Here is a 20543-nt window from a genome sequence, read left to right as displayed (position 1 = left end):
AGGATATCTTATCTATCGGGGGCTGTTCTCATGAAGATGCCAGCACATATCGTCGCTGTAGGCGGCGTGGTTGAGAATGAATGCGGTGAAATATTGTTGGTGAAGGACCGTAACGGCTGGGTTTTTCCAGGTGGGCAGGTGGAAGCCGGAGAGAATCTCATGGATGCACTGATCAGGGAGATCATGGAGGAAAGCGGGATCGAGACCATCGTTTCGCATCTGATCGGCGTCTATTCCAATACTTCAACCTATCCGGGCCACAGCGGGGTCACACAGGTTCCAACGAAAGTGATGATGGATTATGTGTGCAAGCCCACAGGTGGAGAGCTGAGGACATCGGAAGAAACGACGGACAGTCGTTGGGTCGCGAAGGAGGAAGTGCTTCAATTGATTACAGCCCCGGCCATTCGTACGCGTTTCCAGGCTTATTTGGATTTTAACCAGGCCATCGTCTATATGGAATATATTACGAAACCGGAGTTTGAAATTAAGCTGAGACGGAATATATAAGGACTTCGTATTGGTCTATCATATATCGAAAGGAACTTTCGCATGGAAGAAGTTATTGTAACACCATACAATCCGGACTGGAAAGACGAGTTCGAACGGGAAAAAGCTAAAATTGAGTCAGCACTGAAGGGACTTGAAATTCACATCGAACATATCGGGAGCACATCGGTGATGGGTTTAGGATCGAAACCGACCATCGATATGATGGCTGGTGTCCAAAGTTTAGCGCAAGTAGACGAACATTACATAAAGCATTTGGATGGGATCGACTATGAATATGTGTTTAAACCGGAGTTTCCGGAGCGGCTCTTCTTTAGAAGAGGGCAATGGCGAGCGGGGACGCATCATCTTCATATTTACAAGTATCAAGGCTTACAGTGGAACGAGCAGATTTTATTCAGGGAGTATTTAATGAAACATCCGGATACAAGGGATCAGTATTATACCTTAAAAAAAGTTCTCGAAAATCAATATAAACATGACCGCGTAGCCTATACCAACGGCAAGGCTGATTTCATTCGTGAAGTGATCCATAAGGCAAAGCTGGATACAGATTTACTCAATAATCTTGATGCTGGAAGGAAGTAAAGATGATGTCCGAATATTACTGGGATTCTAAAATCGAATATTTGAGAAATACCAGATGGTTATATTACAACGATGATTATCTGGAGTTTCTAGTGAAGAACGTCTGGAAATTGAATGACTCCGTTAACATTGTGGATTATGGTTGTGGATATGGATATCTTGGACTGAAGCTTCTCCCGCTATTACCCGAAGGGTCAACCTATACAGGTATAGACAAAGGTGAAGATTTGATCAAGGAAGCAAGAGAAGTGTTTGACAAGCTGCCCTATTCCGCTGAATTCATTCAAGGAGATATTGAGGACATGTTTGTGCAACGTCAGTATGACGTTGCGATCTGTCATGCATTTTTATTACATATGGCAAACCCTCGGATGATTCTTCAAAAAATGATTGATAGTGTACTGGACGGCGGCCGAGTCATTTGTTTTGAGCCCCATTGGATTGCGAATACGGCAAATTATGGCTTCGATGAAATCCAGCATTCAGAAGTTGTCCGTCTAGGCATATTACAGAAATTGTATGAAGCGAGTGCCAAAGATAGCGGTAAAGATGGGAACATCGGCATGAAGCTGCCGATAATGCTAAGTCAGCTGGGATTAGGGAATGTGGAATGCCGAGTCAGTGACAAAGTGAATTTTTTGAACCAGAACATGGACGCTGTAGAGAAGGATCGGCTTTTTCAGTCCCTGAAGGAAGAAGGTATTGGGCAGGAACAAGAAGATCCGGTTAAGGTAGTGGAGCAGTTGGTGCAGAGAGGTTTAACAATAGAAGAAGCACAAGCCCAATATGCCGCCGAACTTAAGTTGTTTCAGGAGTTTGATAGCGATTCGTGGTTAACTTACGCGCCGAATATGAAGATTTCTTTTGGCACGGTTAGTAGAGAATAAACTTACCTAAGGAGCCCTATGAAAATTGGATTGGTAAGACATTTTAAAGTTATACATAAACCCGATAGGAATTGGATGACGTCCGAACAGTTCAATGCTTGGGTGGAAGCTTACAACAACGCTGAAATTGAACAACCAGACCTGGACTACGGTTTTTCGGAGTGGAACATCTGCATTTCCAGTGATTTATCCCGAGCCATTCAGACGGCAGAAACGATATATCCAGGCTCGATCATCGCAACGAATCGGTTACGAGAGATTGAGGTTCAATCGATTCATCCTTTGGGAAATCTAAAGCTTCATTACCATATATGGTTGCTGATGGGGCGTTTGGCTTGGTATTTCTCTCATGGCTCCCAAGCGGAACGGAGAAGCGAAACACTGGATCGAGCTGGGCATATCGTCGATTGGATCGAAGAACGTTACCGTAATCGCAACGTATTAGTGGTTAGTCACGGCGCATTCATGAAAGTGCTGACTCAGGAATTGTCCAGAAGAGGTTACCGAGGAAAGGGACTTGTAAAACCCAGGAATGGTGCCATGTATATTTTTGAAAAATAAGCGGGTAAATGAAAGAGAGCCATAGGTTCTCTTTTTCTGTTGAAGTGTACTGCAGCCCATCCAGGTTGAATTATGATGCCGGATACGGTACCATCATTGCACTAGTAAATGTTGTAATCGGCCAGTAAAGGAGTCGTATCTGCAATGACCAAGGTACTTGTAGTGGATGATGAGATTAGTATCTCAAGCGCAGTCGCTTATGCGCTGCGAAGAGAAGGACATACGGTGGAGACGGCAGGGGATGGGCAGGAAGCGCTGGAGCGTGTAGAATCGTTTGATCCTGACGTGATGGTGCTCGATGTTATGATGCCGAAGCTTAGCGGGTACGATGTCTGTCGCAAGCTCGAGAACCGGCAGCGCCCAGCCATTCTGTTATTGACGGTGAAGAACGATATTGTGGATAAGGTGCTCGGCCTCGAGCTTGGTGCGGATGATTATATGACGAAGCCCTTCGATATGCGGGAGATGATCGCCAGGGTAAAGGCGTTGTCCCGAAGAAGCCGCACACCTGAAGCAGCCGGGCAGCAAGTCCCGGACCAGCATGTGATCCGGATATCCGAGCTTACCATTAATCTGTTAAATCGCACCGTTCACGCCCAGGGCAAGCCCCTTGAGCTCACGCCGAAGGAGTTTGATCTCATGGCTCTCTTGGCCCGGAATCCGGAGCGGGTGTATTCGCGCGAAGCCTTGCTTGAACAGGTATGGGATATGGATTTTGCCGGCGGCACGCGTACGGTAGATATTCATGTCCAGAGATTGCGCAAGAAGCTGGGGAACCAGCACGAAGTGATCCAAACCGTTTATGGTATCGGATATAAAAGCACGGAGATTCCATCATGAGCAAAAGAAAGGTGCGTTTCGGCTTAAAATGGAAAGTCGCACTTCTTCTCGCCTTGCTGCTGATTGCCGTTGTTGTTGTTCTAAGCACAATGGTTCTTGCTGGGATACGGGAGGATCAGCGGGTTCGCCTGGAGCAATCCTTCGCCCATGAAGCCGAAGCGGCCAATCTCAGGGTTCATCAGGAATTTTTGACGAATCCTCAAACCCAGCCGGATGAATTTATGGAAAGTGTCGGTCAACGGTTAGCGGTCGATCTTGGAACCCAGAGCGGCATGCCGGTGACCCTGTATAAGCTGGATGGTACATTCACAGGGACCTCCCTTCCGTTTCAGCCGAAAATGGATGTACAAGACGCACTTGCACACACAGCGCAAGGGCGTTCCGCCTATATTACCGAGGGGGACCAGCTGCTCTATCTTGCCCCGCTTCGGAATATGGATAAGCCGATCGGAACGATTCAATTCCACGCATCGCTAGCCGAGCAGCATGCTTTCTATGATCGGATCCAGAACCTGTTTATCGTGACGGGTCTTGCCGTATTGGCCGCGGGTTTCTTAATCGGTTTTCTATACGTCTGGCGGCAGGTTCATGTCATCAGCAGACTGAACCAGGCTGCGCAGAGGATTGGTGAAGGAGTCTATCTTAGCGAGCCGACGGTTAAGCGAAACGATGAGCTCGGCGAACTGGCGCAAGGCATATATGAGATGAGCGGGCGAATTTCCTCCTCGGTGAGCCAGCTCACGGAGGAGAAGCTGAAGCTGCTGGATGCCATCGAACGGTTGCAGGAGCTGGAACAGCAGCAGAAGCAGTTTATCGGGAATATCAGCCATGAGTTGAAAACGCCGCTGACTTCCATACTGGCCTATGCGGATTTGCTTGAAATGTATCGCGATGATCCTGCCCTGCTTGAGGAAGCCAGAGGACAGATCAGCCAGGAAGCACAGCGTCTATATCGATTGGTGGAGAAGGCGCTTCAGTTATCGTCCATGGATATTTACGAATTCGAAACCCGTGCGGAACACGTAGAGCTTCTGCCGATTCTGCAAGAAGCGGCAGCCCGGCTGGAAGCCAAGGCAGAGCAGTCTAACATTACGATTCAGTCCTCCCTAACGGATGGCAAGGTATGGGCCGATCCGGAGAATCTGATGCACATGGTTCTAAACCTGCTGGATAACGGAATTAAATATAATCGGCCCGGAGGGACCGTCACGCTCTCGAACGAAGTGAAACAGGACGAGCATGGCCATGTTCGGATGATCATTAAGGTAAGCGATACTGGAATCGGAATCCCGGACGATGCCAGAGAACGGATCTTCGATCCGTTTTATACGGTGAGCAACGACCGCTCCAGGGTTCACGGAGGAACTGGCTTAGGGTTATCTCTAGTACGCAATCTGGCGGAGAAACAGCATGGTTCCGTTCAGCTTGCGGAATCGGGTCCCGGCGGTTCTACGTTTGTGATTGTCCTGCCGATGAATCGGCCACAATCGACAGAGGTTATTTCGACAGAAGAAAGTTCAGACTTGAAATAAGGTCTGGGCTTTCTTTTTTCAAGGTGATCTATTTGTTTACAAGTTCGTTACAAGCTCGATATCGTATCGAGATATTCGTATTCTATACTGAGTTCAACAGGGAAACATGAGGTATGCTAAGACGAAAACTGCAGCTGCCATTAACTCCTTGGGGGATATGCATGGGAGGAACCTGTTATGAAAAACAGACTAGATAAGCATGGATTCAAGTTGCTGTTTGTTGTTGCTGTTGCTGCAGCCCTCACGGCCTGCCAGTCCCAGGATCGGTTGACGATTGTGGAGCCAGGCAGCAGTCAAACCGGCCAGCCCCCTGTATCGAATGCTGGAGAGACGGCATCTGGGGAGCGCAAACTCACGGTTGTGGAAGGGGCGAGTGGGCAATCCAGTCAGGAAGTGGTCGTGAATCAGACTCACCGGATCGCCTCGTCCAACATTGAGGCATGGCTGTCGGAGAATGAGGTCAAGGTGCTAACAACCCAGCTGATCAAGGAAGCGACCGAAACGGAAGAACCGCAATATGCGTATACCACCGAAGCAGTGAACGTAAGCACAGGTGAGCGGCGTGAGCTCACGAATCATGAAGAGTCGCATCCAGGCGAACAGCTTGTCAAAGAAGAGATCTCGCCAGACGGTAAATATAGCTTTATTCAGAAATGGAGGGATAAGTACACGGCTGACAATTTCCTGAAGGATTTGAGTACAGGCAAGAGCATTCCGGTTAAGGGTGACAATTACATGGAGATTGGGGGGTGGCTGGATTCCGACACCTATGTTCTCGCAGCAGGCTCCATGAGTGGCAAAGGCGATATTCGACTCATTTCCACGGACGGCACTTATACCACCATAGCCATTGAGGATGAGGATGTTGAACTTTACAACCAATTCGGAGCGAGTAAGGGCCGGATCTATTATACCGATGTGAATCAGGTGCTTAAGGTCGTTGAACCCGGACAGTCGAAGCCGATACATCTCATTGAAAATGTATGGAACTTTGCGATTTCCCCGGACAGCGAATACATTGCCGTTGCGACAGCGACCAACACAGGAGGGGACGAGAGCAGCAAATTGCTGATCTATGACGCTGCCGGCAGTTTGCAAGGTTCTCTTATCGGAAAAGGCAATCTGATCTCGTACTTGTCCTGGTCGCCGGATTCCGCCAGATTAGCCTTCGATGTGTATTCGGAGAATGAGAGCGGGATGAACGGAGTGTACGTGTTTGATACCTCATCGGGGAAGGTAAGCTGGATGGCGCCCTATTATTCTGCGGTGCATCCTGCCGCCCATCCTGTCTATCCTCTGACTTGGAGTCCAACTGGAAAAAGACTGGGGATTACGATTGATGATAAAGAAGCTTTAATTGCGACGTATGTGATGGATTTTAAATAGGGTTATATCGAGCTTCATCATATTACTCATCGACTTAGTGATGTTGGTGAGATAACGAGAGGAATGGATAAAATGAAATCATTAAAAAAATCAATCGTGGCAATTGCCGTGCTGGGAATGACGTTAACGGGAGCGGCAGGTGTCTATGCGGGAGCCAATCTGGAGAAAATCTCGGCTTACCTGAATCACAGCATCGGCTTCAAAGTGGACGGTGCCGTGTATAATACGGGCAAGAAATTGACTCCGATCACGTATCAGAACACGACGTACTTGCCGGTTCGCGCGATTGCGGATGTACTGGATGTACCCGTGCAATACGACGCGAAGAATCATCAGGTGCTGATCGGAAGTAATCCTGGAAACGGTCAGACGATCGAGTTAACCACAGTGAAATATAGCGATGCTCAATTAAAAGAAATCAAAAATGCATTCTCTAAATTTGATGGTTTCCAAGCACCGTATGCACCAAGTCAGATGGTAAAAGGCGATGTGTATCAAAAGACGGGTGCTTCGGGAGATGGAGTCAACATGGTCTTCAAACATATGACGGTATACATTTCCCCAAGAGACTACGCTCACGGATATGACAGCAAACCGGTTACTTTGTCCAATGGGGTTAAAGCGAAATGGTATACACCGGATGATACGGACATGCTGGGATTTCAGATCAATGACCGCTTCGTGACGATCAGCTCACCGGATCATTCCTTAAGCAAAGCACAGCTGGAGAAGGTTGCTGTAAGTGTTGCCCTATTAAAATAAGTATAGAGACAAAAGCGATAGAGATATGGCTTAGATATGAAAAAGGCGAATAGCGGTTACGAGGAAGCTTGCAGGTGATAGAAATATCCTGCGAGCTTTTTCATTTTTAGAAGCAACCTGTGCTGTGATATTTCCTGGGCAATCTAATCTGGTAATACATGGTACGTTGTGAAATGGTTAGATGATTTCCGTTCTGTAAATATATGGATGGTATGAGACTGATAACTTGTATCGGAACTCGTAAATAAAATAGACTCATTTCGTAAATAGTGTTGCTTCAGTGGCAGAGCAGTTTTTGTTTACATTGATTTTATAGCAAGTTTACGCATAATAGATACTAAGGGAGATGATTCCACTTTGATTGATAAGAATATTAGCACTACAGTTGCAGGAGATTTGATTGTTACTCGTCTGATATGGAAGATAAACACTGATGACGTTATTGAATGGTTTAATGGTTTTGAAAAGTCATGTCAGCAGTTTATTGGTGAAGGTCTGAAATACAAATTATTGGTAGATAGAAAAGGATATACCCCAAACCACTTCTCCGTTCAAAAAGCATGGAAAGATAAGTTCTTCAATGAAACCATTCTGAATCATAGCAAGGCAATTGCGTTTCTTCTTGAAGAAGGGGAGATCATGAATTACTTACAGCAATCCAACACAAAAGAATCCGTTAAATTTTTTGATAATTATGAACAAGCATTCAAGTGGTTAAAGAACTATCCAAGATAAGAACTTTACTGAACCAGTTGCTCTCAACAACTGGTTTTCTTATGCCCGCAGCTTTACTGTTGTTGTGAAATTGACATACTTGCAAGCTTCTAATATCTTGTTTGCAACAATATTAATGAAAAGAGCTAAAAAAAGAAGCAGCATGATCGCTGCTCCTTCCCAAATCTATTAATTACGCTGCAATAATAGGTATCCGCTAATGTTGGATGTTCTTTGGCGGAATACGATTTTGAAACCTACATCATGATCCAGTAAGCAGGCTAAGGCGGTTCTTAACAGTGCATTCGGCGTCAAATCAGCTCGGCAGGGAGAAGCATTGCCAATGACACGGGCAGCAACGATTCTACGCGCGGAGCCCGTAACAAGAGGGTTTTTTGACCAGCTGATTAATACTAAATCCGGTTGAGGAACAGCAGTGACACGACCCATTCAATTCACCTCTTTTACTATAGTAGAGTCAGTATATTAAATGATATACCGATGTGAAGTGTGCAAAGCAAAAGGCGGAGTTTTACAAAGTCGGTTACAACCCAAATTGACGAAAGGGGAACTATAGTGTGAATCTTATGAAAATCTTGGAAGAGTTTAACTAAAGTCGTTTAATTCCAGGAATATTTCATCTCTATATGGTACTATTTGGTTAAGTTGTGTTAAGGACGGGAAATAGAAGAGGGAAGTATGAGAACAATCGAACGAGCCGATATATCGGCACTTTTGAATATTGAGGATGAACCTGCTATACCTTCTTGGCAAATCGATAAAATCGAAGCCTATTAAGATTGTTTTACTGCGCCGCTTTGTCGCATTATATTCTCGAACGGCGTTGAATTAGATATTTCGACGAGCACGATCCAATACCCGAACATGACGCAGCTAGAGGATGAGTTAAGTCGTATAGGGGTATCGATTCATACCGATATGGAAGGGAGGACAATGATATGGACATGGAGTTAAAACCGATCAATCGAAAGAACTGGGAAGAAGCATTGGCATTGCAGGTTTCGGATCAACAGCATGGGTTTGTGCCAGCGGTAGCTGTATCTCTAGCCAAGATCTACATCAAACCGGATGGTGATGAAGTCGAATATATTCCCTTTGCGATATACGACGGGAACCGAATGGTTGGATTTATCATGCATGCATATGAGATGAATACAACCGATGTGTATTGGATTAACGGCTTTTTAATAGATGCAAGAGAACAGGGTAAGGGATATGGCAAAGCAGCTTTACTCCAGATGATTGCATGGATCCAAAGCCAATTTCCGCAATGTGAAGAAATATGCCTGACCGTGCATAAGGATAACCGGATAGCGAAAAATTTGTACAGCAATCTAGGTTTTATGGAAACGGGAAACTGGTTTGGCGATGAGGAAGTTATGAAGCTGAAGGTTCAATCAAACCAAGAAGAACGGAGAAAGGGGAGTGACTCATTGTCGCAGATTAACATCAATCAAAGCAGTCCTGAAGAAGCGCATTCGGTACGGACGAACCTGATCAAATTTAATGCACAGCATATCGCAGAAGATTTACAGCAGAATTATGAGGAGATCAACTTACATATAAAAGATGAGAATGGTGATATCGTAGGCGGGATCAATAGCGTGTTTTGCTGGAATTGGATTGAGGTCGATATTCTGTGGGTGGATGACCGATTCCGGGGGCGGGGATACGGTTCGAGATTATTACAGGAGATCGAGAGGATAGCGAGAGAAAAGAAATGTACCTTCATCAAGCTTAATACCTTCAGCTTTCAAGCGCCGGAATTCTACCGAAAACATGGATTTCAAGAGATTGCACGTATCGACGATGCCCCAAGGGGGCATCAGCATTATTACTTACTAAAAAGATTGGTCATGGAAAGTTAAGTCTTAGTCGAGAAAGGGAGCTATAGATAATGGGAGAGGCGCAGCAGCATATCCATCCGGTATATTCATTAGTTAGAGCAGAGTCTGTCCTCTATTCCAGGTATTTTGCAACATATCGGAAGAACGTTTGGTTCAGACCGAGTTGGCAGCATGTGCAGCAGATGATGGCGGATGCGGACGACTGCTACTGGATCTTGTCTGACGGTATAAGAATAGCAGGAATATCAATATCGGAGAATACCCTGGGATCCCTGTTTTTTATTCCTCCCTTTGGTTTTTCGCAACCGATTGCGGCTTATTTGAAGAATTATATTTTGGATAATATAACTGGAATCACTAGAATACATGCGTACAACGTTCTACCTGAACATATGGCAGCGTTCGTGGCAGAAGGCTTTAAACCCGAGCAAGCAAGAAAATGCATGATTCGACCCACAGCGGATACACACAGCCCCTTACTTGTCGATCAATTTAGGCGTGAACAACCAGAACCAGGTGAATTGGTGCAAATAACCCGACTGATGATGGATGCCTATCGTAATCGTATCGATGACCGTGATGGTGAGGCTTTTACCCAGGACATACTTTATTATTTTGAGAATAATTCAATTGATATTCTATTAGATGCTTCTTCAACTATAGTCGATCAACAATCGAATGAAATTGTGGGTGTATGTTTCGTATCCCTCTGGGAGGACCTACCGTTAATTTATGAAATTGCTGTTGCTCCTGCCTATAGGGGGAAGGGATTGGCCGAGTATATGTTACGAAAAGCCATAAGCAAATTAGACCGCTATTATGACGTCCTACGATTGTTTGTAACTACGGGGAATAGAGCTGAGCTTTTATATACGAAGCTGGGGTTCTTACCAGGAGATGAACTGACGAGCATGATCTATACCAACGAATAAAACCAACAACCATCCGAAGGAGCTTAACATGATTAGACTGCAGCCCATTGATAAGGATAATTGGACCGAATGCATTAAACTGAAAGCCAAGCCGGAGCAAGAAGGCTTTATTGCCTCCAATCTGTATTCGATTGCCCAGTTTCAATTTCTTGAACATTTTGAAGCGATGGTCATTTATGATGAGCAAAAGATGGTCGGATTCGCGTTGTATGGCTTGGACTCCGATGACGGGAACTACTGGATTTACCGTTTGATGATCGACGGGAATTTTCAAGGGAAAGGTTACGGTAAAGAGGCTTTGGAATGCATTGTCGAAGAAATTCGAAACAAACATGACCGGACGGATGTCCTTATGATAAGTTTTGATCCGAAGAACGAACGGGCCAGACAGCTTTACGTCCAAGCGGGTTTTGAGGAAATCGGCGTCATGCCGTGGTCGGATGGTGAATCCGTAGCGAAGCTGATGCTGTAAACCCTTGGCCTATACGTATGTGGAGAGGATTATGCTGATATGAAAATCATAGTGATTGGCGGCGCCATCATCCGGGATCATCAAGGGCGAATATTGCTCCAGCGACGCTCGGACTATGGCAACTGGGGCCTTCCCGGTGGCGGCATGGAGGCCGGAGAGTCCGTTGAAGAGACGATGAGAAGGGAAGTGCTCGAAGAGACGGGGCTGGTCGTCCACGATAGTGAACTTTATGCGGTCTATAGCGGACCCAGAATGCAGTATCGATATCCGGACGGAAATGAGGTCGTGTTTGTTATGTTTATTTTTAACGCCACGGTGGATTTGGAAGGGAAGACGGAGGAGCAAGGCAGAATACTTATTCATCGCGATGTGAACAACGAGTCGTTGCAGTTGGAATTCAAGGCCATTGCATGAGATTGATCTAGAGGATATCAGCTCTGTTCAAAGGCCAGTATTTGAGGATCTGCACAACGGGTTGGCGGGTATTTTAAGAACTTGATATGTCTTGTGCCACGATAAAAGGGAGTGCCTGCTGCTTGTAACAGTTGTGCACTCCCTTTGCTAACTTAACTAGAACTTGGGTTCATACCATATGGCTTGGGTAAAGTCCTGGAACTTATCAGCGTAATAATACATAACTTCAATGTTGTTATTTTCGCCGGTTGCTTTTTGACCCTTGCTTCGGATAATGGGGATGAATTCTGCATAGTATGCGCCATTCAAGGAGATTCGAACAGGCTGCTTAGGGTTGCTCAACTGCTCGTAAGTATAATAGGATGGCTCCCCGTTCACGTTGATCTGCAAGTCGATTTTCTCCGTAGCCTTCAAGGCCAGATAGAATTCCGGCAAGGCATCGCGATTCACCAAAGCAAAGTCATAAACCGGACTTTGTCCGTGTCCTGATGGGGAACCCGCATAGATAAAGTTTCTTGTGCCATTCGGAATGAGATCATCCGGCGATGGTTCCCGGACATAGTCGCTGCCACTATAATAGTCGTAAATTCGATGCAGGACAACTGCGGTTTCTGCTAACGTTACCTTTTGATTCGGGCGAAAATACCCTTTCGTATCGGGTTTCATGATGCCGGCCTCGGCAAAGCCGAGCAGTGCATAGGCTTTGACGTGATCGAGATCGGAGGCTAAGGAAAGCCCCCATCTTTTGTCTTGCATCAACCCGATTTCGGGCGCTAATGGCTGATAGGCATACTTCCATTTATCATAATGGTAGTAGGAATTGAAATGTCTTTTGGGAAGATCTTTAATCGCCCGCAGTCTCGCGATATCCTCACCGTCCGATAACTCCAAGGAATATCCAATATCATCGAACAGCGCATTCAGCGTAATCAACAAGTCCCAGCGTGTTAACACTTTCTCCGGTATATACTTGAAGGTTTCATCGTCGTAATTGATTCTGTCTGCGGCTCCGATTAATCCGTTCGGCGCTGAAGGTATGCTGCCGTAAACATCCTTAAAAATCTGGTAGGAGGGGTGTCCCTTAGGCACGCCGGGAATGTTGATATTCTTATCGGCTTCGACCCGGAAATCGGTAAACAACCGGTGAACCATAAGGGTAAGATCGGATTTGGTCACCATCTTGCCCAAGGTTTTTGTCCGATACTCCATGTTCTCAAAAACCCCATGGGATCGAAGAAAGTCAATGGACTCATTGGCCCATGCATACTTGGCTTGACCAGATTCCGCCGCACTTGCCACGGATGTCATGCAAAACGATAAAATAAGGGTTAAAGATAATAATTGACGCCACTTTCTTAAAAACATTTGAATCCCCCTGTATGTAGTTATGTATTGGATTTATATCCCATCATTGTAGACGACAAATTATGACAAAAGCAATGTTTTTTTAGTCCTCCTTACCTATTGAAAGAGAGTTGGTTTGCATTGTTCTTAAATCCGAAGCGTATGGGTTGAGAAGGCGAGTGCTGGGGATATCGAATGATACAGGATGATTTTCGACGGGGAATTTTTTAATGTAACCGTTGACATTACGGAACAAAATGGTAATATTTTAAGTCATTAGATATATATCGGTTGAATGGGTACCTGTCGGCTTCCCACAAGATCATGTAACAACAGGTTTCTGCTATCTTGGATGGTGAATGTAATGCAGCCTATCACGGAGGAGGAAACGTATGGGAATCGATTGGTATGACATGGTCGCACGCAGGAATGGCGGCTACAAAGGAAGAGCGGTGTGTACCGTAGTCGGGAGATCGGCGGAAGAGGTGTTTGAGGAGCGGTTAGTGGAGATGCTGCCGCAGTTTCATTCGGTGCTGGACGCAGGCTGCGGGCATGGCGAGTTCACGCTCCGGATGTCCAGGCATGCTGAGAATATCATTGGTTTTGACAACTCCGCGGAGATGATCGGAATCTCCCAATCCTTACTCGAGAGTAGCGGAACCCGGAATGTGGAATTTGTGTATGCCACAACGAAGACCGAGATGCCCTTTCAAGATGGTCAGTTTGATCTCATCTATGACCGCAGAGGACCCACCTCGATCCTGGAACATCCCAGGATATTAGCTTCAGGCGGCACCATCATCGGCATACATAATGCTGTGACTGCCGTTCGAAGGCGATTGTCAGAGAATGGCTACATGAATGTCGAGATTGAGGAGTATAATGAAGCGATTAGTTACTTCCCGAATGCACGCGAATTTGCATTTTATCTGTCGGATACGCCAGGGAATCCTGACTTCACCTTGCCGGAGATGAAGGGGGAGCTGGAAGCCAAGATACGAGAGAATCAGATCAACGGACAGCTTGGGGTTTATGAACATAAATATATCTGGAAAGCGATGAAGGCGTGACATCAAATCGTTTATCATACCAAAAAAGGAGTGTTGCGATATGGATCATGAGTTCAACCGGAAGTGGCTGGAGGACAAATTTGAAAACATCCGCAGCCGTACCTTAAAAGTGCTGGTGCAGTTAAACGATGAGCAAGTCAATTGGCGGCCCAACCATTCGAGTCTGAGCATATCGACGTTGATCAGGCACATCGAAGGCAACATACAAGAGCGGGTCATGAAGGGGATTCTGCATCAAGATGTTACGCGGAACCGGGAGGAAGAGTTGACGCAGGTTTTTGTCAGCCGGGATGATCTGATTCAGATCGTGAAGAATCGGTTTCAGTTCCTGATCGATACGGTAAAATCCATGTCTGGCGAGGACTTTGAACAAGTTCAATCAGTACGCGGTAAAGAACGCAGCAACCTCGACACACTGCATCAATGCGCCACGCATTATTCGGAGCATATGGGTCAGATTTTTTACATCGCGAAGCAGTGTTTGGCGGTTCAGTATAAATCCACATCGATTTAATAAAGTAAGTCCCCCTTAGATGGCATCTTCAGCGATCAAGGGGGACTTTTTATTTTACGGTTGACCTGGAGAAGGGACCTGGTGAGTTTCTTTTTTCTGCATCATGCTCGTCAGCGGCTCGGACTCTCCATACGTGATCGATTCGTTGACTCCCACATCTAGCTGCCCATTATTGAACTGGATACCTATAAGATGCGTCCCGGATGGCGATGAAATACCCAATGCGCGTCCGCTGGTAGCGGTTCCGTTCAGGCCCTGATTGTTGCCCGGCGTGAAGACGGCCAGCAGTTGAGAAGGCGAGAGCTCATCTCCAGGGACGTTATAGTTGGCAAGGAACTGCTCCATACTCAGGTCATAACAGCAGGGCTGCTTCTTGATCCAGATCACCTTGGTTTCATTCGGGCGGATGATGGTGTCGGTGCTGTAGCGATCCTTCGTAATGGTCCAGCGATTGGACTTGGATTTGTCGAACGGAAGGGCAGGGTCGTAATAGTAGTAGATTTGATACCCTTCCAGATCGATCTCTCGGTCATTCGGATTGTAGATCTCCACATAATTGTAATTCCCTTGCTCGTTCGAGTTAGCGACGACCTCAGTGATGTGCAGAGCCGTGGTCAAGGGCAGCTTGGGCACGGTTTCCTCGGTGGTTTTGTTTGACTTTTGCAGCGTGCCTTCCATCATGACGGGATAATGATCGCTCGGATATTGGCCGTCTTCATGATAGTTGATAATTTCACTGTGCAGGACATTCCAGCCCTGGCTGTGCAGAATCCAGTCGATCCGGTTTCCGCTGCCGCCGCCTGAAGGGTCCTTGTAATTATGGAAGGTTCCGAGGTCATCGTTGGTGTGTTTTTTGGCGGTGACATGTGCATCCGACAGGCCGTTACTTGTGAAAATCGAATACGTATCGCTTCCCGGAACGGTATTGAAATCGCCGGTTACGACCACGGGGATATCCGAGGCAAAGGCCTTCATCTTGTCGACAATGAGTGCGGCGCTCTTCTGCCGGGAAGCCTCGGATTGGTGATCCAGATGCGTGTTGACCATATAAAAGGTTTTGCCATTCTGAAGATCCTGAAATCGAACCCAGGTTGCCATCCGCGGAATCTGGTTACCCCAGCTGGCGGAGCTAATCGTCTGCGGCGTATCGGACAGCCAAAAGTGAGACTGCTCCAAGGGCTTCAGCCGCTGCGTATTATAAAAAATCGCCATGTACTCACCTAAGTTCCCACCCTCACGTCCGACTCCAATCCGATCATATCCTGGCAGATCGTTCTCCAGATCAACAATTTGCCGGTGAAGCCCTTCCTGCGTGCCGATGACGTCCGGTTTATGCTCCAGAATCAGGTTCTTCGTAACAGGGCGACGGTTCTCCCAAGGTTGACTGTCATTGGCGGCATAACGCAGGTTGAAGCTCATCACGCGCAAAGGCCCCGAAGATGCTTCAGCCGCACTTGCCAGTTCGCTCGAAGCGGATAGCGACGCTGTCGTCAGAACTGTAAGCATCATAAACAGGCTGGTGATTTTGGGAATTCTCATTAAAACTCCTCCTTCGTCATGTGCAAGATGATGTTCCTTCTAAAGTGGATGTTAAATAGGTTTAACCTGTCCTCCCTTCCTGATTTGCCCATATCATATCTTATTTTTAGCTGGTTGCGTATTTACAATTTTTTAGGTTTTTGCTTTCGTTTTGGATATTCGGCTGTTCCAGCTGTTACGGATGAAGCCTACTGGGTGCAATCTGAAAGTCCGTTAATGACTCTAGAACAAACTGCGGAATTCTTGAACCTTACCGAGTCTCAGGTGAAGAATATCATCTCATCCGAGAATGCGCTAAGAGGGCAGGGAGCTTCAGAGGGCTTGCCGTTTCCTTATATTGTGGTGCAAAGCGAAATCTACATCAGCAAAATGGGGCTTATCTCATGGCTTGAAGAGCTACACGGAAAAGAAGGGTGTATTGATAATGCAATAGTTACGATCTAAGGACCGTTTGCTAACGTTAAGACGGACAATACAGATACTCAACTAGAGGTTGAGTATCTGTTAGCTTACTCTACTTCTTCGTTATGTTTTTTCGTTATGCTGTTGTGTATAGTTGAAGCATCTCATGGAAAGCGTGGTGTCTTGATTGATGAATCAGGCGAACAGCGTAATTAGCAACAATATCGGCAGGCTGCGAAAACAGCTCGGCATCACACAGGAGCAATTGGCTAACAGATTGGGTGTCAGTTATCAGGCCGTGAGTAAATGGGAGAATGGGCAATCCTGCCCGGATATTTTACTAATTCCGATGCTGGCAGATGTATTCGGAGTCACGATTGATGAGATTTTTGGCAGGACTGTCCATAACATCGATTTACGGAAAGGCCTCGTACTGGAGTATTTGTTCGATGGTGATGTACGAGACAGCAGCGGAGAGGGACGACATGGACGGCTTGAAGGCGGAAAATATGGCATCGACCGCTTTGGTCGGAAGGGCGGGGCTTTAGCGTTAGATGGCAGAAATCATTACGTCCGGATCGATCAACCGCCTATTCTTTCTAATGATGCTTTTTCAATATCCGTATGGTGTTATTATGATACGCACAAGATCCTCCGAGGATGGCATAGCGCAATTGTTTCGCAAGATGGCCACCACCAGAACCGGGCGTTGCAGCTTAGCACGAAGGATGAGTATATTACGCTCCATGGTTTCCTGAGAGAACCGGATCTATCGATGAACTCCAAGATCGTGAAGGAACACTGGTATCATGTGACCATGACTTACGAGGAATCCCGATACCGAATGTATGTAAATGGTCGTCTCGTTGCTGAGCGTTCAGGCAGTTTTACACCATACCATGAAGAACCGATGTATATAGGCAGAAAATCAACCGATGAACCGTATTTCTTTTTCCAGGGGCGTATCGACGACCTGCGGATCTATCATCGTATCCTTGAGGATTGCGAGATTGAAGCTCTCCATCTTGAAGGTGGTTATAAGCCGGCTCCAATGCCACAGGTGGAATCTGTGGAGGAACCCATTCCGGTTCTGGAGGGATTGGACGACATCCGTATGATCTTTACAAAAGATACCATTGACGCAGCGGCTGACTGGTATACCCGGAATTTAGGATTCAACATATTAATGCAGGAAGAGGGCTTCTATATGTTGACGTTGTATAACAGCCCGAATTTGTTGTTGGAGTGCGTGAAAGCAAGGGAGCCGGAATCTGGACAAGAGGCCTCGTTTATATTCAAAACCAATCGGGACATTGAAGAACTGCGTTCCTATTTATCTTCGGCTGGCGCGAGAGTTGAGCAGATTCGGGACGAAGGCTTCGCATGGTTTCTGGATTTTTCGGATCCTTTTGGACAAGCCTGGATCATTATGCGTGAGAAGGGTATTCATCCGTTTTGAAGTTTCAACGACATGGTTGGATTGCGCGTAATGTGCGTTAACGGTAGAATGATGTTAATCAGCAAATATTTCATCCAAGAACCCTCCTCGTGGTTAACGCCAAAGGTGGGTTCTGTTTGTTTATGATCATGTGCAAAGGAATGAGGATATGACAGAAAATGGAATTGTGCTTGTGGTCAGCGTTACCCTTGTTCAAGGGGATCAAGTGTTCATCATCCAGGAAAATAAACCTTCGGTGCGGGATGCTTGGAACTTCCCGGGCGGGCGCATCGAGCCTGGGGAAGCTTTGCTTGAGGCGGCTATAAGAGAAGTGAAGGAAGAGACAGGATATGATGTCCAATTGACAGGCACTACAGGGGTTTATCAATTCCTCAGCAGTTTGAATAACCATGTCATCATGTTTCATTTTACCGGGGAAGTGGTGGGAGGCTCGCTTCAATTGGGAGCTGGCGAGATTAAGGATAGCCGGTGGGTTATGCTGCCTGATATCTTGGCAGATGACAGCATGAATTTCCGGGATGTCGAAGTCATGAGACAGATCGTTGAGAATCTCAAGAATGGCGTGCAGCACTCGCTTGCATTGTTTCATCCGTCTTTACTTCTAACTTCGGGGTCATCGCATATTCATAATTCTTAGCGGATTATTTCGTATTATTTTTTTGAATAAAGGAGCGAAAGAGGGATGATCCAACCTAAAAAAATCGCTTTTGGCGGATTCGTTGTCATCGGTATGTTCATATTACTGTACCTGATGACAGAAACTCATGATGAAATTCAAAGAGCGTATCAAGATTTATCTCCCCAGCAATTCTCGTTATTAAAGATGAGCTTATACGGATTTCTGTTCGGAGTTTTAATAGAGTGGAGAGCACTGGGTTGTTTAATTAAGGGGCAAGTTCGATTAAGCTGGCTGTCATTACCAGCTGCTATACTTACGGTCATCATCTTCATTCCTAGTATTTATTGGCTCGAGTGGTTTGGACTTGGAAGGCTGTTTGTTATAGAGATATTCGGGAAACCGGAAATTCACATGCTGCTTTCCGTGTTCTCCGGTGTATTGTTTATACGATCTATCTGCAACAACAAACATAGGTCTAACCCATAGATGGGGACTAGTAATAGGATGAGAAGCATGATGGTTCTTTACTGCTGTGGAACACCGTTCATATGTTTTCGTATGTGAAGGATACGATTGATGTATCGAGGAGGTAAGGAAGTGGTCAGCATCCGTTTTCCCCTGGGTTCCTTTGAGCCAAAGGTGGAGCCGACATTGGAGGAGAGGCAGAGGTTTATACAACAGATACCTTCAATCGTACCGACGCTCCGGCAAATCATAATGAAATGTCCCCTTTCCCAGCTGCATATGCCTTATCGTGAAGAGGGGTGGAGTATTCAGCAAATTGTGCACCATCTGGCTGATAACGATATGAACGCATATCTGCGATTTAAACGTGCATTGACCGAGGAGGAGCCGGTGGCAAACTCATACCGGGAGGATTTATGGGCTGAACTGAGTGATTACACGGAGGTTCCCATTGAGAACTCGCTTACGCTTTTGGAAACACTTCATTTTCGTTTTCTTATCCTGCTGAAGGATCTACAGCCCGAGGATTTCAAAAGAACCATGAGAACTCAAGTGCTTGGCAGCATTACACTGGATATCGCGCTGCAGCGATTCGTGTGGCACAACCAGCATCATATCGCGCAGATTACATCCATATTGAACCGTGAAAACGCGAAGTTACATAAGGAGTGAGCCCAATTGAGCTGGAGATCCAAGTATGCTTATGGAGGCATTGTGTTTAATCAGAATCATGAGGTCTTAATGAGAAGTCCGAGCGGCCATTGGGGCGGCTATGTTTGGACCTTCGCCAAAGGCGGTGCTGAATTAAGCGATAGCTCCCCGGAAGAAACCGCAACCCGGGAAGTGTTGGAGGAGACAGGTTATAAGTGCAGTATTATCGCGGCCATTCCTGGTGAATATGAATCGGATACATGCGTGACGAAGTATTTTTTAATGAGACCGGATGTTTGGAGTGCCGAGTATGATGAGGAAACGCAGGAAGTCAAGTGGGTTAGCGTGGAGCAGGCCTTTGAAATGATAGAATTGACAACAACCTTAAAAGGTAGACAACGCGATAAGGATGCATTAATCAGTGCGATACATACGATGAGGGCATTAATAATAGAGAATAGATTCTAATTATCCATTTTATTAGGAATCCAAAGGAGCCATCAAATCATGGGAATGTCAGATTACTATAAGGATCTAAGAGGAAAGATTGGAAACCAGTTAATCTTTATGCCGTCCGTTGCTGGCATTATCCGCAATGATCAGGGTTTTATTTTATTTGGAAGAAAGCATTACGAAGAATTATGGGGACTTGTCGCCGGTGCCATCGAGCTGGGAGAATCTCCGGCAGAGGCGATGACCCGTGAAGCGAAGGAAGAGACCGGGCTTGATATCGTGCCTGAACGAATCATTGGGGTATATGGTGGAAAAGAACGCCGATATACGTACAGCAACGGACATCAAGTGGAGTACCTCACCATTGTGTTTGATTGCCGCGTCATCTCGGGTGAGTTGGATCGTGAGAATGACGAGTTCGCGGAACTCGTGTTCTTTCCGGAGGATCAGCTGCCGCCCATGGCTTTAAAATATCCGGAACATATTTTCACCAAAGCCAATGGAGAGCGGGCTCATTTCTGAAGTGCATGACAGACTGAAATCTAAACCGTATGCATGAAA

At 46.2% G+C, this 20543-nt stretch carries 24 protein-coding genes and 1 pseudogene; 23 read left to right on the top strand and 2 right to left on the bottom strand.

The annotated features are described in order from the left end of the window. Positions 1-30 precede the first annotated feature (30 nt). The 14 genes and pseudogenes from ABEW73_RS00865 (at position 31) to ABEW73_RS00800 (ending at position 11466) form a co-directional block, all read left to right on the top strand. Entirely contained in the window at positions 31-510 is a 480-nt protein-coding gene (locus ABEW73_RS00865) for an NUDIX hydrolase (protein WP_430172649.1), read from the top strand. 42 nt (positions 511-552) lie between these two features. Continuing rightward, complete coding sequence (locus ABEW73_RS00860) at positions 553-1098, top strand: GrpB family protein (RefSeq protein WP_430172651.1); 546 nt, start codon at positions 553-555, stop codon at positions 1096-1098. Positions 1099-1103: 5 nt separating this feature from the next. Continuing rightward, positions 1104-1985: a class I SAM-dependent methyltransferase gene (locus tag ABEW73_RS00855; RefSeq protein ID WP_430172653.1), complete on the top strand. Its 882-nt coding sequence runs from the start codon at positions 1104-1106 to the stop codon at positions 1983-1985. A gap of 75 nt (positions 1986-2060) precedes the next feature. Beyond that, positions 2061-2546, top strand: a complete 486-nt coding sequence (locus ABEW73_RS00850) for a histidine phosphatase family protein (RefSeq protein WP_430172655.1) — start codon at positions 2061-2063, stop codon at positions 2544-2546. Positions 2547-2690: 144 nt separating this feature from the next. After that, a complete protein-coding gene (locus ABEW73_RS00845) occupies positions 2691-3386 on the top strand; it encodes a response regulator transcription factor (RefSeq protein WP_430172657.1) in 696 nt (231 codons plus the stop codon). After that, positions 3383-4918, top strand: a complete 1536-nt coding sequence (locus ABEW73_RS00840) for a sensor histidine kinase (protein WP_430172659.1) — start codon at positions 3383-3385, stop codon at positions 4916-4918. The genes ABEW73_RS00845 and ABEW73_RS00840 overlap by 4 nt, the downstream gene beginning before the upstream one ends. Positions 4919-5095: 177 nt before the next feature. Next, complete coding sequence (locus tag ABEW73_RS00835; RefSeq protein WP_430172661.1) at positions 5096-6304, top strand: WD40 repeat domain-containing protein; 1209 nt, start codon at positions 5096-5098, stop codon at positions 6302-6304. 72 nt (positions 6305-6376) lie between these two features. Next, a complete protein-coding gene (locus ABEW73_RS00830) occupies positions 6377-7066 on the top strand; it encodes a stalk domain-containing protein (protein ID WP_430172663.1) in 690 nt (229 codons plus the stop codon). A 303-nt stretch (positions 7067-7369) separates the two neighbouring features. Continuing rightward, on the top strand, positions 7370-7801 hold the full coding sequence (locus ABEW73_RS00825; RefSeq protein WP_430172938.1) for an STAS/SEC14 domain-containing protein: 432 nt from the start codon (positions 7370-7372) through the stop codon (positions 7799-7801). A gap of 938 nt (positions 7802-8739) precedes the next feature. Next, positions 8740-9189: pseudogene (locus ABEW73_RS00820) on the top strand (GNAT family N-acetyltransferase); the annotation flags it as partial. Further along, entirely contained in the window at positions 9181-9669 is a 489-nt protein-coding gene (locus ABEW73_RS00815) for a GNAT family N-acetyltransferase (RefSeq protein WP_430172940.1), read from the top strand. The pseudogene ABEW73_RS00820 and the gene ABEW73_RS00815, both read left to right, overlap by 9 nt. Positions 9670-9698: 29 nt before the next feature. Next, complete coding sequence (locus ABEW73_RS00810; RefSeq protein ID WP_430172665.1) at positions 9699-10580, top strand: GNAT family N-acetyltransferase; 882 nt, start codon at positions 9699-9701, stop codon at positions 10578-10580. A gap of 28 nt (positions 10581-10608) precedes the next feature. Then, entirely contained in the window at positions 10609-11052 is a 444-nt protein-coding gene (locus ABEW73_RS00805) for a GNAT family N-acetyltransferase (RefSeq protein ID WP_430172667.1), read from the top strand. Between the two features lie 39 nt (positions 11053-11091). Further along, on the top strand, positions 11092-11466 hold the full coding sequence (locus ABEW73_RS00800; protein WP_430172669.1) for an NUDIX domain-containing protein: 375 nt from the start codon (positions 11092-11094) through the stop codon (positions 11464-11466). Positions 11467-11622: 156 nt separating this feature from the next. On the opposite strand, the gene ABEW73_RS00795 is transcribed toward ABEW73_RS00800, so the two are convergent. Next, entirely contained in the window at positions 11623-12831 is a 1209-nt protein-coding gene (locus tag ABEW73_RS00795) for an S-layer homology domain-containing protein (protein ID WP_430172671.1), read from the bottom strand. A 371-nt stretch (positions 12832-13202) separates the two neighbouring features. Here ABEW73_RS00795 and ABEW73_RS00790 point away from each other — a divergent pair, with 371 nt between their 5' ends. Together ABEW73_RS00790 and ABEW73_RS00785 are read left to right on the top strand one after the other, a co-directional pair. Further along, the gene (locus tag ABEW73_RS00790) at positions 13203-13880 is read left to right on the top strand and encodes a class I SAM-dependent methyltransferase (RefSeq protein ID WP_430172673.1); all 678 of its coding nucleotides are present in this window, start codon (positions 13203-13205) and stop codon (positions 13878-13880) included. 40 nt (positions 13881-13920) lie between these two features. Further along, positions 13921-14394, top strand: coding sequence for a DinB family protein (locus ABEW73_RS00785; RefSeq protein WP_430172675.1), 474 nt, complete (start codon positions 13921-13923; stop codon positions 14392-14394). A 54-nt stretch (positions 14395-14448) separates the two neighbouring features. Here ABEW73_RS00785 and ABEW73_RS00780 read toward each other — a convergent pair whose 3' ends face one another. Next, positions 14449-15933, bottom strand: coding sequence for an endonuclease/exonuclease/phosphatase family protein (locus tag ABEW73_RS00780; protein WP_430172677.1), 1485 nt, complete (start codon positions 15931-15933; stop codon positions 14449-14451). Positions 15934-15981: 48 nt separating this feature from the next. Here ABEW73_RS00780 and ABEW73_RS00775 point away from each other — a divergent pair, with 48 nt between their 5' ends. The 7 genes from ABEW73_RS00775 (at position 15982) to ABEW73_RS00745 (ending at position 20504) form a co-directional block, all read left to right on the top strand. Beyond that, positions 15982-16377: a hypothetical protein gene (locus ABEW73_RS00775; RefSeq protein ID WP_430172679.1), complete on the top strand. Its 396-nt coding sequence runs from the start codon at positions 15982-15984 to the stop codon at positions 16375-16377. Between the two features lie 148 nt (positions 16378-16525). Further along, positions 16526-17794, top strand: coding sequence for a LamG-like jellyroll fold domain-containing protein (locus ABEW73_RS00770; protein WP_430172681.1), 1269 nt, complete (start codon positions 16526-16528; stop codon positions 17792-17794). Between the two features lie 148 nt (positions 17795-17942). Beyond that, a complete protein-coding gene (locus tag ABEW73_RS00765) occupies positions 17943-18431 on the top strand; it encodes an NUDIX hydrolase (protein ID WP_430172683.1) in 489 nt (162 codons plus the stop codon). Between the two features lie 45 nt (positions 18432-18476). Further along, on the top strand, positions 18477-18899 hold the full coding sequence (locus tag ABEW73_RS00760) for a hypothetical protein (RefSeq protein ID WP_430172685.1): 423 nt from the start codon (positions 18477-18479) through the stop codon (positions 18897-18899). Positions 18900-19010: 111 nt separating this feature from the next. Then, entirely contained in the window at positions 19011-19550 is a 540-nt protein-coding gene (locus tag ABEW73_RS00755; RefSeq protein ID WP_430105287.1) for a YfiT family bacillithiol transferase, read from the top strand. 6 nt (positions 19551-19556) lie between these two features. After that, the gene (locus ABEW73_RS00750; protein ID WP_430172687.1) at positions 19557-19997 is read left to right on the top strand and encodes an NUDIX hydrolase; all 441 of its coding nucleotides are present in this window, start codon (positions 19557-19559) and stop codon (positions 19995-19997) included. Between the two features lie 39 nt (positions 19998-20036). Beyond that, the gene (locus ABEW73_RS00745) at positions 20037-20504 is read left to right on the top strand and encodes an NUDIX domain-containing protein (RefSeq protein WP_430172689.1); all 468 of its coding nucleotides are present in this window, start codon (positions 20037-20039) and stop codon (positions 20502-20504) included. The last annotated feature ends 39 nt before the right edge of the window (positions 20505-20543 follow it).

The organism is Paenibacillus lautus (assembly GCF_050482385.1).
Lineage (GTDB): Bacteria > Bacillota > Bacilli > Paenibacillales > Paenibacillaceae > Paenibacillus_AQ > Paenibacillus_AQ lautus_B.
The sequence above is the reverse complement of the archived record's forward strand: the minus strand, read 5'-3'. Positions and strand labels throughout refer to the sequence as shown.